Source organism: Rhodococcus pseudokoreensis (assembly GCF_017068395.1).
GTDB lineage: Bacteria > Actinomycetota > Actinomycetes > Mycobacteriales > Mycobacteriaceae > Rhodococcus_F > Rhodococcus_F pseudokoreensis.
The window spans coordinates 6139244-6154186 of the sequence record NZ_CP070619.1; the positions used below are offsets into that span (position 1 = coordinate 6139244).

The following is a 14943-nucleotide window of genomic DNA, read 5'->3' on the forward strand; positions in this document are numbered from 1 at the left end:
CGTCAGCGTGCGAGGACGACTGCTGCCTCCGCGGTGAGCGAGGCGAACGTGAACGTCTCCTCGAGGTAGAGCGTGACCTCGTCGGCGGTGTGGCTGTCGTAGCCGATCGACAGGTCCGTGCCGAGGGTCAGCTGGTTGTCGCCACCACGCGTGGACAGCACGTATCCACCACTGATGGCGGGCGCCCAGATGATGTCGCCGGTGACCAGGTCGCGCAGGTGGTGGAACACCGGGTGTCCCTCGTCGCGGGTCTCGCTGACCGCGGTGTACGCGTCGGCGTCGAGCACCACCGAGTACGGTCCCTCGACTCCGGCGAGTCGCAGCGCCGACAGCGCGGAGGCGACGGCGTCGGGGATCAGCAGCGGATCCTCCGGCAGGCTGAGAACCGGGTTGTCGCTGGACGGTCCGAGTCCGCGGATGCCGGCCTCGTCGAATCCCTGGAAGATCGACTGGTCTTCCGCGAACGCGACGGCCTTCGCGGCGTCCTTGACGGGCTGCCAGTCGGAGTCGAGAGAACCGCGGGCGACGTCGTCGACCTCGGCGCGGCTGAGGGTGAACGGGAACCGGAGTTCGACGAGCGGGTCGACCTGCCGCTGCTGGGCGCGGATCCTGCTGTCGGAAGTCTTGATCGGCTTCACCCGGCCGAGGTTGTGGGCCGAGTAGGAGTATCCGAACGGTCCCGCGACGTCGACCACGCGCCGGCCGGCGACGTGGCGCTTGAACGTGCGGGTGGCCTCTTCGCCGATCTGCTGCCAGGCCGCCTCGGTGACGGGTGCCAGGTTGCGGTGCAGATTGCTCGAATCACTCATTGCGATACTCCTTTGAGACCACCGATTTTCAGGGACAGTTCGTACGGGTCGGCCGCGGCGGGCTCGACCGGGTCTTCGGGCGCCGGCTCCGCGACGGCCGGTGCGTCGCCGAGCGATTCGAGCACGTCCCGGCTCGGCACGAAGAACAACGTGCCGGTGGCCGCCGTGGAGAAGTCGAGGATGCGGTCGTAGTTTCCGGGCGGCTCGCCGAGAAACATTCTCCGCAACATCAACTCGGTGACGGCGGGATCCTTGGCGTACCCGATGAAGTAGGTGCCGTACTCGGCCTCGCCGAGGCTGCCGAATGCCATGTTGTCCCGCAGGATCTCGTGCTCGACGCCGTCTTCGTCGACGATGCTGTTGAGGGTGACGTGCGAATTGCTCGGCTGGGCGTCGTCGTCGAGTTCGATGTTGTCGAGCTTGGTGCGCCCGATGACCCGTTCCTGCTCCTCGGTGCTCAGCGTGCTCCACCCGCCCATGTCGTGCAGGTACTTCTGCACGATCACGTAACTGCCGCCCCGGAAGTCGGGGTCCTCGTCGCCGATCAGCGCGGCGCCCGACGCGTCGTCTTCGGTGGGATTCTCGGTGCCGTCGACGAATCCGAGGAGGTCGCGGGAATCGAAGTAGCGGAAGCCGTGCACCTCGTCGACGACGGTGGCGGCGGACCCCAGTGCGGAGACGATCTGGCGGCCCAGTTCGAAGCACAGGTCCTTGCGGGCGCCCTTGATGTGGAACAGCACGTCGCCGGGTGTGGACGGCGCGCTGTGGGCCGGTCCGGTCAGCGGGACGAACGGGTGCAGGTGGGCCGGCTTCGACGACGCGCTCACGCGGTCCCAGAATTCCGCACCGACACCGACCACGCAGGACAGGGAGCCGGCGAGTTCGCGGAATCCCACGGCCTTGAGCGGTCCGTCGATGCCGGAGATCACGTCGCACACCGTCGCGCGGTCTTCGTCGGAGGGTCCGGCGACGAGCACCAGGAACAGGGAGGCAGGGCTGGGCGGAGTGAGGACTGCTTGGGGTGCCAATCTCGCGACTGGGCCTGGCATCTGTGTCTCCGTTCACTCCGACGTACGACGCTGCACTGTCCGGAACCTCAGGTCCCATCTAACCGTTTCGGACCGTCAGGTTCCATTCGATCGGCCCGCGCGCCGCCGCGGACCCCCGGAATGTGTCGGCGGGGGCTCCTATCGTCGAGGTCATGTCATTGTCTGTGTTCGAGCGCGAACAGTTCCTGTCCGAGCCGCACATTGCGGCGCTGTCGGTCTCCGCCGGTGAGAGCCGCGGACCTCTGACGGTCCCCATCTGGTATCAGTACGCCCCGGGAGGTGAGCTGTGGGTACTGACCGGCGCCGGTTCGGAGAAGGCGCGCCTGATCGAGGCGGCCGGGCGATTCACGATGATGGTCGAGCGAGTCGACCCCACCGTCCGGTACGTGTCCGTCGAGGGAGCGGTGGCGCGAGCGGTCCCGGGAACCGACGCCCAGTTGCGGGAGATCACCGAGCGCTACCTCGCGCCGGACAAGGTCGACGGCTATCTCGACTTCGCCAGGGCCGAACTCGGCGAACAGGTCGCCATCTACCTCCGCCCCGAGCGCTGGCTGTCGGCAGACATGGGTTCCGTCTGACCGTGGGGCCGACCCCGTCTAACCCTGCGAGAGAAAGCGGTATCTGACGGGTTCCGGTCGTAATACGTCGAGCATATAGCTGTGAACTGTGTGAACGGGAATCCCGTTGCGTAATCGAGAAAGCGTTTACAAATTCGGTGACGTGGGTCATAGTAGTCGGGTTCCGGCAGTTCCCCTTCACAGTCAGGAGTTCTCGATGGGCATGACCGAACTCGGCACCGAGCGGTCGACCGCGGTGCCGCACGGGTCGGCGGGGCAGCAACGCCGCCGGGTGATCAAGGCGAGCGCGGCGGGAACCGTGATCGAGTGGTACGACTTCACGCTCTACGGACTCGCGGCCGCCCTCGTCTTCGGGCCCCTCTACTTCCCCGGGGCGGGATCCCTCGCCGGCACGATGGCGGCCTTCGGGACGTTCGCCGTCGGCCTCGGTGCCCGCCCGATCGGTGGTCTGGTGTTCGCGCACTTCGGTGACCGGATCGGCCGCAAGCCGATGCTCCTCATGACCCTGCTCGTGATGGGCGCCTCGACGACGCTGATCGGGGCTCTGCCCACCGCCGACGCGATCGGCGTCTGGGCGCCGATCCTCCTGATCGTCCTCCGCCTGTTCCAGGGCGCAGGCGCGGGCGCCGAGTTCGCCGGGGCGATCACGATGGTCACCGAATCCACCGACAGTTCCCGGCGAGCACTCTCCAGCGCGTATCCGGGGGCCGCGATCTACGTCGGAACCGGCGGCGCCACCGCGATCTTCGCGTTGCTCACGCTGATGCCCGACGACCTCTTCCTGTCCTGGGGCTGGCGTATTCCGTTCCTGGCCAGCGCCGTCATCGTTCTCGTCGCCGGCTACCTGCGACTGAAGGTGAACGAGACGGCGGTGTTCGAGGAGGCCGCCCAGCACGGTGAGGTCGACCGTGCACCGCTCGTCGAGGCGGTCCGCAACCACTGGCGGCAGATCCTGTGCGGACTCGCCCTGTTCAGCTTCGTGATTCCGTGGGCCTATGTCATGCAGGTCTTCGCGCTGTCGTTCGTGACCAAGACCCTCGGGGTCGATTCCACCCAGGCCCTGATCGGACTGATCGTCGCCGAGTTCTGCGCCATCCCCGTCATCCTCGGCTTCGGCCGCCTGGCCGACCGGATCGGCCGCAAGCCGGTCCTGTTGGCCGGCGCTGTCTTCGGGATCGTCTTCCCGTTCCCGATGTTCATGATGCTGGACACCCGGTCGCCGTGGATGGTCGGGCTGGCGCTGATCCTCGGCATCTGCCTCGTCCAGGGCACGACGTCCGGACCGGGCGGCGCGCTGCTCTCCGAACTGTTCCCCACCAAGATCCGCTGGAGCGGCATCGCGATCTCCCGGGAGATCCCCGCCGCGGTGGTCGGCGGCACGATTCCGCTGGTCGCCACGGCCCTCGTCGCCGTCGCCGGCGGAACACCCTGGCTGGTCGCGAGCTACCTCATGGGCCTGAGCGTGGTGGGTCTGATCGGTATCGCCCTGCTCCCCGAGACGCTCGGCCGGAGCGTGGGTGCGCGCACCCACGCCGAGGCGGCATCGTGACCCGACGTGTCGTGGTGGTCGGCGCCGGTCTCGCGAGCGCCGCGCACCTCACGGCCCTGCGGGCGGTCGGCGCCGACGTGGTCGGTGTGGTGACGCGGGACGAGACGAGGGCGGCCGCCGCCCGCCGACTGGCGCCGGAGGCGCGAATCCTTCCGAGTCTCGACGCGGCAGCGGCCCTGGACGCCGACACTGCCGTGGTGGTCACGCCGCCGTCGAGTCACCTCGCGGTCGCGTCGGCGCTGGCCGAACGCGGTCTGGACCTGGTGATCGACAAACCGCTGGCGGCCTCGTTGGCCGATGCGCAGGCGATCGTGGACGTGGCGGAGCGGACCGGTGTGCGGGCCGCGGTCACGCTGCAACACCGCTACAAGGAGGCGGCGGGCCGCGCCCGGCGACTGCTCGCGGACGGCGCGATCGGCACGCTGCGCTCGGCGACCGTCACCGTTCCGTTGTGGCGGCCGGACTCCTACTACGCCGAGGCCGGGCGCGGCACCTGGGACCGTGACGGCGGCGGAGTGCTGATCACCCAGGCCATCCACACCCTCGACCTCTACCTGTCGCTGACCGGCCCGGCGCGCAGCGTCGTGGCCGCGGCCTCCACCAGTCGTGGGCGGCTCGAGGCCGAGGACACGATCCACCTGCTGATCGACCAGGGCACGCATGCGGCGTCGGTGACGGCGAGCACGGCGTCCTGGCCGGGCGGCGCCGCGACGATCCACCTGTTCGGTGACGCGGGACAGCTTCGGCTGGTGGGTGATTCGCTCGTCCTGATCGGCGACGGTGCCCGCACGCTCGTCGACGGGTCCGTCGACGCGTCCGGACCCGACCCGCTGTCGATGACGGCGTGGTTCCGGTCGCTGTACGAGGACGTCTTCACCAGTTGGGCGGCGGGGGCGGCGCCGCTGGCCGACGCCCGGTCGGGCCTGCGCGTGCAGTCGGTGATCGACGCCGCCTACCGGTCCGCCGCAGCGGGCACGACACCGGCCACCGTCTCCGACGGGACTCCTGTCGCCGTCTCCGAGGAAAGGGAAAGTGCATGTCAGTCTTGAGTATTCGGGTCGACGGTCCGAACGACTATCGTCTCGACCGCGGTGACGTCGCGGAACCCGGCGAGGGGGAGGTGCTCGTCGCTCTCGACTCGGCCGGGATCTGCGGCGGTGACCTGTCGCATCTGCGTGGCCGGAACGCCGTCGCCGCGTACCCCACGGTGCTGGGGCACGAATGCGCCGGACGCGTGTCCCGGGTGGGCCCGGGTACGAGTCTCACGGTGGGACAGCCGGTGATGGTCTACCCGACCACGGGGTGCGGCCGATGCCGCGCGTGCCTGGACGGCAGGATCAACAACTGCCCCAGCATCCGGGTGTTCGGGCTGTCCGATCCCCGCGGGTGCTTCAGTGAGGAGTTCGTCGTCCCCGAGACGCAGTGCGTGCCCGTCAGCGACGCGGTGCTGGACCGTTTCGGGGCACTCGTCGAACCGCTCGCCGTCGGTGTGCACGTGGTCCGCCGCGGCGGCGTGTCGGCGGGGGACACCGCGCTGGTCGTCGGGACGGGGGCGATCGGTCTCGCGACCACGCTGGTGGCCCGGAGCCGGGGCGTCCGGGTGTTCGGCGTCGATCGCTACACCGAACGGGAGCGGCCCGCCCTGGCGTGCGGGATGAGCGATTTCACGACGGACTCGGGCGACCCGCTCGAGGGCTGGCTCCGGGACCGGACGGAATCGGTCGACCTCGTCTACGACACGGTGTGCTCCCCGGAGTCCGCTCGGCTGGCGCTGCGGGTCCTCGCTCCGGGCGGCCGGTACGTGGCGATCGCGTCCGCGAAACCCGGGCACGAACTGACTCTCGACTACAGCGCGCTCTACGCCCGCGAACTGTCCGTCGTGGCGTGCCGGAACTACGTGCGGCAGGACTTCGTCGACGCGGCCGGACTGCTCGAGTCGGGGAAGGTGGACGCGTCGCCGCTGCACACCGCGACGTTCCCGCTGGACGAATTCGGTCGCGCGGTCGAGGAGCTCGAATCGAACGGCAGCAGGCACGTCAAGGTGCTGCTGACGTCGCGGAAACTGCTCGGAACGCGCGCGTTGTTGCGCGGGGAGTGAGCGTCCGCGTGATCCGGGGCCGCCTTCGCGCTACGCTGTAAGCGTTTCCACCCTGCACTGGGTGGACGGTGGCAATGGCGACGAGAGATGTAGAGGCAGCGATGGCTGATCAGACCCGAGTGCCCGCGAGCCGTCGCGTCACGATCAACACCGTAGCGAAGGCCGCCGGCGTCTCGATCGCCACCGTCTCCCGCGTCATGAGCGGCAGCTCGTCGGTGACCCCGGATCTCGCGGCCCGGGTCCACAAGGTCGCCGAAGAGCTGTCCTACCGGCCCAGTACCGCCGCCCGCGGACTCGTCCTCGGGTCGCTGAGAAACATGGGCGTGATCCTGCCCGACCTGGCCAACGCGTATTTCTTCGACGTCGTGAAGCAGATGCACCACGGCGCCACCGCCGACGGCTACCGCATGCTCGTCGCCGACTACTCCGGTGACGCGGCCGACGAACTCGCCACCGCGCTCGACCTGCTCGGCCAGGTCGACGGCCTCGTGCTGCTCTCGTCGAGGATTCCGACGAGCGGGCTGAAGGAACTCGCCAGGCAGGCCACCCCCGTCCTGCTCGTCAACCGGGTGGAACTGGGGGTCGATCTCCCCATGGTCGCGGTCGACAACTTCACCCCGATGATGGAGCTGTGCGGGCACCTCGCGAAGCTCGGCCACCGCCGGATCGTTTACGTCAAGGGCTCGGACCTGGCCTGGCAGAACCGCGAGCGGTGGCGGGCCATCGAAATGGCGAAGGTGCTCGGGATCGAGGCGACGGCGGTGCCGTCCGACGGGACCATCGAGGGTGGCTACGACGTGGTGGAGGAGGCGCTCACCCACGAGCCGACCGCCCTCGTCTGCTTCAACGACCTGACCGCTCTCGGCGTCATCTCGAAACTGCGTGAGCGCGGACTCCGTGTTCCCGAAGACATTTCGGTCACCGGCTTCGACGACATCGACATGGCGCGGCACCTGGCGCCGCGCCTGACCACGGTGGTGAGCCCGAAGATCGACCTGGGCGACCAGGCGTGGTCGCTGATGCGCGCCGCCCTGAACAACGAGACCACCACGTCTCCGCCGCTGATCTCCGCGGACGTCGTCATTCGCGAGTCGACGGGTCCCGTCCCGAGCTGAGCGGCATCGGCGGCCGAACCGTCGATCATCCATGTCACCCCGGCGCACGGTGCTGCGCCGGTGCGGTGAAGCAGGCCGACGCGACAGTCGTCGGTAAATCGTGTCTTTCCGGTCACCGGACAGGTCTCGGAAAAATTCTGTAATCGCTTTCTTGATGTTGCTCAGCTCACAATATAGTGTGTCAATAACCGAGGTACATGGCGTTCATGGACCGATTGGCCAAATGTAAGCATTTACAGGAGCGGATATGACACATCCCGGACCGGGTGCCGCGGCGAGGCGCTGGACACCGACCACCGCGACACGAGCCGTGAGCGGCATCGCGCCAGGATCGACGATCGCCCTCACCGGTTCGGGCGGCGGAATCCTCGAACCGGACACCGTGCTGAAGGCGCTCGAAGAGTGCTTTCTCACGACCGGATCGCCCAGGGACCTCACGATCGTGCACGCCCTCGGCATCGGTGACCGGGTGAGCCGCGGAACCAACCACCTCGCACACAAGGGCATGGTCAAGCGGGTCATCGGCGGGCACTGGACGTGGTCGCCGACGATGATCGAACTCGTCCGCAACGACGAGATCGAGGCGTACGCCTGGCCCGGCGGCGCGATCAGCCAACTGCTGCGGGAGATCGGCGCGCGCCGGCCGGGCCTCGTCACCGCCACCGGCCTCGACACGTTCGTCGACCCGCGGCACGGCGGCGGCAAGTTCACCCCGTCCGCCACCGAGGACCTCGTCGAACTCCTCACGCTGGACGGTCGTGAGTACTTGCGCTACAAGCCGTTTCCCGTCGACGTCGCCATCGTCCGCGGCGATTCCATCGACCCGTCCGACAACGTCACGTGCTCGGGGGAGGCCGCCCAGCTCGACGCGCTGGCCGTCGCCCAGGCGGCGAAGGCCTGCGGCGGCCGGGTCATCGTCCAGGTGAAGAATCTGCTCGACCGGCCGATCGACCCGCGGCTCGTGCACATCCCGGCGGTCCTGGTGGACGACGTCGTCCACGCGCCGGCCCAATGGCAGACGTACGCGGGAGAATTCGACCCGCAACTGTCCGGCGACGCGGCGAATGCCGGCTTCGGAGCCACGAACCACGACCCGATCCGCATGCTGATCGCCCGGCGGGCCGCCGCCGAGGTCCGGGACGGCGACGTCCTGAACGTCGGCTTCGGGGTGTCCGCCCTGGTCGTGGACGCGCTCGCCGAACAGGACCGCCTGGACGACGTCACACTCGCCATCGAGCAGGGGCTGATCGACGGCATCCCCGTCTCCGGCGATCTGTTCGGGGCCGCGCGCGGACCGAAGGTCGTGCACTCGTCGACCACCCAGTTCGACCTGTTCTCGGGCGGAATGCTCGACGTCAGCTGCCTGGGCATGGCCGAGGTCGACGTTACCGGCGCCGTCAACGTCAGCAAGATCGGCGGCGGCATCGTCGGACCGGGCGGGTTCATCGACATCTCCCAGAACTCGCCGCGCGCCGTGTTCTGCGGCACGTTCACCGCCCGCGGACTGGACGTCGAGATCGTCGGGGGAGAACTGGTGATCCGGCGGGAGGGGTCGGTGCCGAAGTTCGTCGACCGCGTCGACCAGGTCACCTACTCCGGCGCTCTCGCCGTCCGCGAGGGACGCGAGGCGGTGTACGTCACCGAACGCGCCGTCTTCGTGCTCACCCGGGACGGCCTCGAACTCGCCGAGATCGCGCCCGGCATCGACATCGATCGGGACATTTTGCCGCACATGGGATTCCGTCCGATCATCAAGAATCCACGCCTGATGGACGCGGGGCTGTTCGCCCCCGTCGCCGTACACATCTGAGGAGACAACCACATGCCAACCGGAAACAGTGTCATTCCGTCGTCGGTGCTCGGAACCGACGAACGCAAGCTCGTCGCGGAGTTCGTCGACGAACGGATCCGGCCGGTCGCCGGCGAACTGGACGAGACCGAGCGATTCCCCGAAGAGATCTACGCCGAGATGGGCAAGATCGGGCTCTTCGGCATCACGGTGCCCGAGAAGTTCGGCGGATTCGGCGGCACCGCCCTCGACTACCTGTTCGTCATGGAGTCGCTGTCCTACGGGTATGCGTCGGTGGCCGACCAGTGCGGCCTCGTCGAGATCCTCGGCAGCCTGCTCGGCAACTACGGCACCCCCGAGCAGCAGGAGCAGTACCTGCGCCCGATGCTCTCCGCCGAGAAGCGCTGCGCCTACGCGCTCACCGAACCGGGTTCCGGATCCGACCTCGGGTCGATCACCACGCGGGCGGTGCGCAGCGGCGACGGCTGGGTGCTCAGCGGCGAGAAGATCTACATCCACAACGCCCCGGTCGCGGACTTCGCGGTCGTCCTCGCCGTCACCGATCCCGAACTGGGGAAGCGCGGTGGCATCTCGGTGTTCCTGGTGGACGTCGACCGGCCCGGGGTCAGCCGCGCCTATCACGAACACAAGATGGGTCAGCGGGCATCCCAGGTCGGCGGTCTGGTGTTCGACTCCGTCCGGCTGTCGTCCGACGCGCTCCTCGGCGAGGAAGGCCAGGCGTTCGGCTACATGATGAAGGTGCTGGCCAAGGGCCGTCTCGGGATCTCGGGGCTGAGCCTCGGCATCAGCCGCGCCGCACTGGACGCCGCCACCCGGCAGTCCCTCGACCGCAGCCAGTTCGGCAAGCCGATCTCCGCGAACCAGGGCATCTCGTTCTCCCTCGCCACCGTGGCCACCGAACTGCGGGCCGGCACCGCGTTGTCGGTCGAGGCGGCGCGGGCCCTCGACACCGGTGCGGCGGACGCCGAGACGCTCTGCTCGATGGCCAAGCTGTACGCGTCGGAGGGATGCGTGCGGCACGCCGACGCCGCCGTGCAGGTGTTCGGCGGCAACGGCTTCATCCGCGGGTACGAGGTGGAGCGCCTCTACCGCGACGCCCGCATCACGAAGATCTACGAAGGCACCAGCGAAATGCAGCGGCTCATCATCAGCCGGGCAGTGCTCAAGGGTGCCGCGGGCACCGGCTCGGACGAACGATGACACCGGCGACCCGATCCGTCAGGGCGGCAGTCCGCGCCGTCGGCGTCGCCGCGGCGATCTCCGTCATGGCGAGTTCCGCCGTCGCCTGCTCGACGGGATCGGAACGGACCGAGCGGGACGGCGCCGCCGTCGACCGCGGCGACATGGTGATGGTCTCCGAGGTCCGGTCGCTGACCAACCCGTACGAGGCCGCGTGGGTGCAGGGCAGTCGCGCGTACGCCGAATCGCTGGGAATCGAATTGAAGGTGATCGTCTACGGCGGCGACTCGCAGAACGCGCTGTCGCAGCTGCAGTCGGTGCTCGCCGCGGGAAAGACCGTCCTGCTCAACATCAATCCGAACACGAGCGCCGACACCCCGGCGATCGTGCGTGCCGTGCAGAACAGCGGCGGGTGCGCGGTCACCCAGTGGAGCAAGCCTTCGGACCTGCACCCCTGGGACGTCGGGAACGGGTGGGCGTCGTACGTCGCCTACGACGGCGTCCAGCAGGGCGCCGACACCGGGAAGGCGCTCGTCGACTCGCTCGGCGGCACCGGCGGCGTGATCGCCCTGCAGGGGTTGCTCGCCAACGAGATCAGCCAGACCCGGTTCCAGGGCTTCCAGCAGGCCATGGACGGACAGTCCGGCGTCACCCTGCTCGACGACCAGCCCGCCGACTTCGACCGCAACAAGGCGTACACCACCACGCAGACCCTGCTCAACAAATACGGCGACCAGGTGAACGGCATCTGGGCCGCAACCGATTCCATGGCCCTGGGTGCCCTGCAGGCGGTGCGTGAAGCAGGCCGGGCGGGCGAGATCAAGATCGCCAGCGCCGCGGACGCCACCCCGGAAGGGCTGGGCGCCATCGCCGACGGCGAACTGCTCTCCACGTACACGACCGACCCCTATTTCAACGGCGCGATGGGCCTCGCCATCTGCTACCAGGCCATGACCGGGGAAATCGACGTCGCGTCGCTGCCCCCCGAGAACCGCGAATTCTATGTCGACCAGTCGCTGATCACCGCGAGCAACGTCGACCGGTTCCGCACCGTGCCGAGTGACGAGGAGATCGTGCGGTCCGTGCAGGATCCGTTCTCCCGCATCACCGGCCCGGTGGCCCGGTAACCCCCTCACCATTCACGAACCCACAATCTTCCGAAGGAGTGACGATGTCGACGACCGAAATGACGGGGGAGGTGACGACTCCCGCCGAAACTCGCCCGCCCGCGCGCACCGACAGACCCCGCGTGCGACGGTTGCTCTCCACCGCAGGCCCGCTCACCGCCCTGCTCGGACTGTGCGCTGTCTTCGCCGCACTGGCTCCCGGATTCGCGACGGCGAGCAACGCGATGGCGATCGTGGAGCAGGCCGCGATTCCCGTGGTCCTCGCGATGGGCGCCACCCTGGTGGTCCTGGTGGGCGGCGTGGACCTGTCGATCGAGGGCGTGATGGCGGCCAGCGGGCTGACGTTCGTCCTGCTCGCGGCGAACAGCGTCAACGGCAACGACCTCGGACTCCTCGCGGTCCTCATCGCGCTGGGTGTCGGGCTGCTCTTCGGAGTGGCGAACGGGGTGCTGCACGTTGTCGCCCGGGTGCCGTCCTTCCTCGTCACACTGGGAACCTGGTTCGTCGGGCTCGGTGTCGCCACCGTGCTCTTCGGCACCGCCACCCCCCAACTCGCCGACCCGTCGCTCGCCGCCTGGGCGGGTGGCCACTGGCTCGGACTGCCCGTCGTCGTGGTGTTCGCGCTCGCCGCCGTGGCCGTGACGGTGGTGCTGTGCAAGGGAACCCGGCTGGGCATGCACACCTACGCGATCGGCGGCGACGAGTCGACCAGCCGCCTGGCGGGTGTCCCGGTCGGGCGCACCAAGATCATCCTGTTCGCCGTGGCCGGACTGCTGTCCGGGCTCGGGGGAGTGCTGGCCACCATCCGGCTCGGTGTCGGCGACGTGAGCGTCGGATCGGGAAGTCTGTTCCTCACCCTGTCCGCGGTGGTCGTCGGCGGCACCCTGCTGTCCGGCGGTCGCGGTGGACCGCTGCACTCCCTGGTGGGTGTGCTGCTCCTCGTGGTACTCGGCAACGGGCTTCTCCTCTCGGGCGCCAGCCCGTACATCCAGCAGGGCGCGCAGGGACTCATCATCGTGGTCGCGGTGATCGCGACCGGGTGGCCCGCCCGCAGTCGATTGAGGGTCGTGAAATGACATCTCTCCTGGAACTCCGCAACGTCACGAAGAAATTCGGACCCAACACCGTCCTCGACGACGTGAGCCTGTCCATCGCTCCCAACGAGGTGGTGGGACTGATCGGCGAGAACGGCGCCGGCAAGTCGACACTGCTCAAGATCCTCGCGGGAGTGCACCGCCAGGACGGCGGCCGGATGGTCCTCGGCGGGCGCGACGTGAGCTTCTCGAGCCCGGCCGACGCCGCAGGCCATGGAATCGGGGTCGTGCATCAGGAGCAGTCGCTGCTGCCGAACCTCACCGTCGGCCAGAACCTGATCCTCGGGCACGAGGCCGACACCGCCCGCGCCGGATTCCTCCGCCGGCGCCGGATCCGCGCCCGCGCCCAGGACATGCTGTCCGTGGTCGAGTCGACGGTCGACCCCGGTGCGCTCACCGAAACGCTCGGTTTCGCGCAGCGCCAGATGGTGGAGGTGGCGCGCGCCGTCGCGTCCCGGCAGACCGAACACCCGCCGCTGCTCATCCTCGACGAGCCGACGTCGGTCCTCGAACCCGAGGACGTCGAGGTGCTCCACCGCCGGGTGACCGCCCTCAAGGAACGCGGTTCCGTCATCTTCGTCTCCCACCGCCTCGACGAAGTCCTCCGCTTCTCCGACCGCGTGTACGTGCTGCGCGACGGCAAGGTCGTCGGCGAACGGATCGCCGCGGCGGCAACCGAATCCGAGCTGTACCAGCTGATGATCGGCAAGGGTGCGGCCGAGGAGATCTACTCGTCGGAACGCAAGCGCGCCGTCCCCCACACCGGCACGCCGACTCTGTCGGTCCGCAACCTCACGTGCGGCGGCAAGGCGAAGGGCGTCTCGCTCGACGTCCACGCAGGCGAGATCGTGTCGGTGGTGGGGGTGGTGGACTCCGGCCGCGAGGAGGTGGCCCGCGCCGTGTTCGGCGCCGTCCCCGTCGACTCCGGAACCGTCGAGATCGACGGGCAGCGTTCGGCGCCCCGATCACCCGCGGACGCCGTGCTGTCCGGTGTCGCGTACGTTCCCGCCGAGCGTCGCGTCGAGGGCATGATCGCCGGGGCGACCGTCGCGCAGAACATCGCGACGGTGCATCCGGTGAAGGCGGGCGGCGGCCGGATCTCCTCCGGCGCCCGGGTGCAGGAGACCGCGCGCACCTGGATCGACAAACTCGGCATCCGGCCCGCCGACCCCGACGCCGACATCGCCCGACTGTCGGGCGGCAACCAGCAGAAGGCCGTGGTCGCCAAGTGGATCCTGGGCGACGGCCTGAAGGTGCTGGTGCTCGACCATCCCACCCGCGGGCTCGACATCGGCGCGAAGGAAGACCTGTACGCCCTGTTCCGCGACCTGTCCGAGCGGGGAGTCGCGATCCTGGTGCTCGCCGACACCCTGGACGAGGCGATCGGTCTCGGCCACCGCGTGATCGTGATGCGCGACGGCGAGATCACCGCCGAGTTCGACTCGCCGCCCGGAAACCCGCCCAGCAAACTCCAACTCCTCGAGAAGATGATGTGATCGCCGTGGCAACAAGAACTTCCACCGAGAGGACTTCCGCCGAGACGCGCGCACCCGGGGGTGCCGCGGCCGCGGTGTCCCGGACGACGCGGGACCGGCTGCGCCTGGCGGGACCGTCGGTCGTGCTGGTCGCGCTCGTGCTCCTCGTCGCGCTCGCCGAACCGAACTTCCTGTCGATGAACGCTCTCGCGGTGGTCTCGGCGCAGGCGGTCCCGATCCTGCTGCTCGGGCTGGGCCAGATGTTCGTCATCCTCACCGGCGGCATCGACCTGTCGGTGGCGGCACTCGCGTCGCTCGCCACGGTGATCCTGGCGACGGCGATCGGTTCGCTCGGTCCGCTCGCCGTCGTCGTCACCCTGGTGGCGCTCACCCTGATCGGTGCGCTGACCGGTCTGCTGATCGTGTTCGGGCAGGTCCCGTCGTTCGTCGTCTCGCTCGGCGCCCTGGGATTCTGGGGTGCGGTCGCGCTCGTCGCCTCGGGGTCGACCACCATCTACATCAGCGAAGGGTACGAAGCGATCTTCTGGCTCAGTTCGTGGACGGTGCTCGGACTGCCGATGGCGGTGTGGGCGGGCGTGGCCGCGGTGGCCGCGGTGTTCTGCGCGATGCGGTTCTCGCCGCGGGGCAACGTCTTCCACCTCGTCGGGCTGGGGGAGATCGCGGCGATGATGAGCGGCGTCCGGACCCGGGCCGTCCGGGTCGGAGCCTTCGCCCTGTCCGGCTTCTTCGCGGGAGCCGCGGGTATCGTGCTGTCGGCTCAGCAGCAGAGCGCCGCACCGCAACTCGCTGATTCGCTGCTGCTCCCCGCGATCGCCGCGGTACTGGTCGGTGGTTGCGCGATCACCGGTGGAATCGGCGGCGCGTGGCGGGTGCTCGTCGGCGCCCTGGTGGTCACCGTCCTCCGGGTGGGGGGTTCGGTGGCCGGCATCGACCCCAGCTTCCAACAGATCGTGTACGGCGTGGTCGTCATCGTCGCGGTCGCCGTGACGCTCGACCGCAGCCGGCTCTCGATCATCAAATAAGACCCTGTGTCAGTGTG

Annotated in this window: 13 protein-coding genes; 11 read left to right on the plus strand and 2 right to left on the minus strand. The window is 68.9% G+C overall.

Annotated elements, in window-relative coordinates; all coding sequences use genetic code 11:
* Nucleotides 1–2: 2 nt before the first annotated feature.
* Together JWS13_RS33210 and JWS13_RS33215 are read right to left on the minus strand one after the other, a co-directional pair.
* Nucleotides 3–809: a family 1 encapsulin nanocompartment shell protein gene (locus JWS13_RS33210; RefSeq protein ID WP_206009665.1), complete on the minus strand. Its 807-nt coding sequence runs from the start codon at nt 807–809 to the stop codon at nt 3–5.
* Entirely contained in the window at nt 806–1858 is a 1053-nt protein-coding gene (locus JWS13_RS33215; protein WP_206009667.1) for a Dyp-type peroxidase, read from the minus strand. Before JWS13_RS33215 ends, JWS13_RS33210 begins: the two co-directional genes overlap by 4 nt.
* A 152-nt stretch (nt 1859–2010) precedes the next feature.
* Between JWS13_RS33215 and JWS13_RS33220 the strand changes: the two genes are divergently transcribed.
* From JWS13_RS33220 to JWS13_RS33270, 11 genes are all read left to right on the plus strand, one after another.
* Entirely contained in the window at nt 2011–2436 is a 426-nt protein-coding gene (locus JWS13_RS33220; protein WP_206009669.1) for a pyridoxamine 5'-phosphate oxidase family protein, read from the plus strand.
* 196 nt (nt 2437–2632) lie between these two features.
* A complete protein-coding gene (locus tag JWS13_RS33225; RefSeq protein ID WP_206009671.1) occupies nt 2633–3985 on the plus strand; it encodes an MFS transporter in 1353 nt (450 codons plus the stop codon).
* Nucleotides 3982–5034 (plus strand): Gfo/Idh/MocA family protein, encoded by a 1053-nt coding sequence (locus tag JWS13_RS33230; protein ID WP_206009673.1) that lies wholly within the window; start codon nt 3982–3984, stop codon nt 5032–5034. Before JWS13_RS33225 ends, JWS13_RS33230 begins: the two co-directional genes overlap by 4 nt.
* The gene (locus JWS13_RS33235) at nt 5031–6083 is read left to right on the plus strand and encodes an alcohol dehydrogenase catalytic domain-containing protein (protein ID WP_206011845.1); all 1053 of its coding nucleotides are present in this window, start codon (nt 5031–5033) and stop codon (nt 6081–6083) included. The genes JWS13_RS33230 and JWS13_RS33235 overlap by 4 nt, the downstream gene beginning before the upstream one ends.
* A gap of 101 nt (nt 6084–6184) precedes the next feature.
* The gene (locus JWS13_RS33240) at nt 6185–7198 is read left to right on the plus strand and encodes a LacI family DNA-binding transcriptional regulator (RefSeq protein ID WP_087555227.1); all 1014 of its coding nucleotides are present in this window, start codon (nt 6185–6187) and stop codon (nt 7196–7198) included.
* A 247-nt stretch (nt 7199–7445) separates the two neighbouring features.
* Nucleotides 7446–9008 (plus strand): CoA-transferase, encoded by a 1563-nt coding sequence (locus JWS13_RS33245; protein ID WP_206009675.1) that lies wholly within the window; start codon nt 7446–7448, stop codon nt 9006–9008.
* A gap of 12 nt (nt 9009–9020) precedes the next feature.
* Nucleotides 9021–10208, plus strand: coding sequence for an acyl-CoA dehydrogenase family protein (locus tag JWS13_RS33250; RefSeq protein WP_206009678.1), 1188 nt, complete (start codon nt 9021–9023; stop codon nt 10206–10208).
* On the plus strand, nt 10205–11314 hold the full coding sequence (locus tag JWS13_RS33255; protein ID WP_420855033.1) for a sugar ABC transporter substrate-binding protein: 1110 nt from the start codon (nt 10205–10207) through the stop codon (nt 11312–11314). The genes JWS13_RS33250 and JWS13_RS33255 overlap by 4 nt, the downstream gene beginning before the upstream one ends.
* A 44-nt stretch (nt 11315–11358) precedes the next feature.
* Nucleotides 11359–12390, plus strand: a complete 1032-nt coding sequence (locus tag JWS13_RS33260) for an ABC transporter permease (protein ID WP_206009679.1) — start codon at nt 11359–11361, stop codon at nt 12388–12390.
* Nucleotides 12387–13904, plus strand: coding sequence for a sugar ABC transporter ATP-binding protein (locus JWS13_RS33265; RefSeq protein ID WP_206009680.1), 1518 nt, complete (start codon nt 12387–12389; stop codon nt 13902–13904). Before JWS13_RS33260 ends, JWS13_RS33265 begins: the two co-directional genes overlap by 4 nt.
* The gene (locus JWS13_RS33270) at nt 13901–14926 is read left to right on the plus strand and encodes an ABC transporter permease (RefSeq protein WP_206009682.1); all 1026 of its coding nucleotides are present in this window, start codon (nt 13901–13903) and stop codon (nt 14924–14926) included. Before JWS13_RS33265 ends, JWS13_RS33270 begins: the two co-directional genes overlap by 4 nt.
* The last annotated feature ends 17 nt before the right edge of the window (nt 14927–14943 follow it).

Excerpts from the sequence above, each read along its gene's own strand:
- JWS13_RS33210 (WP_206009665.1), bottom strand. The coding sequence starts at position 809 with ATGAGTGATTCGAGCAATCTGCACCGCAACCTGGCACCCGTCACCGAG.
- JWS13_RS33215 (WP_206009667.1), bottom strand. The coding sequence starts at position 1,858 with ATGCCAGGCCCAGTCGCGAGATTGGCACCCCAAGCAGTCCTCACTCCG.
- JWS13_RS33220 (WP_206009669.1), top strand. The coding sequence starts at position 2,011 with ATGTCATTGTCTGTGTTCGAGCGCGAACAGTTCCTGTCCGAGCCGCAC.
- JWS13_RS33225 (WP_206009671.1), top strand. The coding sequence starts at position 2,633 with ATGGGCATGACCGAACTCGGCACCGAGCGGTCGACCGCGGTGCCGCAC.
- JWS13_RS33240 (WP_087555227.1), top strand. The coding sequence starts at position 6,185 with ATGGCTGATCAGACCCGAGTGCCCGCGAGCCGTCGCGTCACGATCAAC.
- JWS13_RS33245 (WP_206009675.1), top strand. The coding sequence starts at position 7,446 with ATGACACATCCCGGACCGGGTGCCGCGGCGAGGCGCTGGACACCGACC.
- JWS13_RS33250 (WP_206009678.1), top strand. The coding sequence starts at position 9,021 with ATGCCAACCGGAAACAGTGTCATTCCGTCGTCGGTGCTCGGAACCGAC.
- JWS13_RS33255 (WP_420855033.1), top strand. The coding sequence starts at position 10,205 with ATGACACCGGCGACCCGATCCGTCAGGGCGGCAGTCCGCGCCGTCGGC.
- JWS13_RS33260 (WP_206009679.1), top strand. The coding sequence starts at position 11,359 with ATGTCGACGACCGAAATGACGGGGGAGGTGACGACTCCCGCCGAAACT.
- JWS13_RS33265 (WP_206009680.1), top strand. The coding sequence starts at position 12,387 with ATGACATCTCTCCTGGAACTCCGCAACGTCACGAAGAAATTCGGACCC.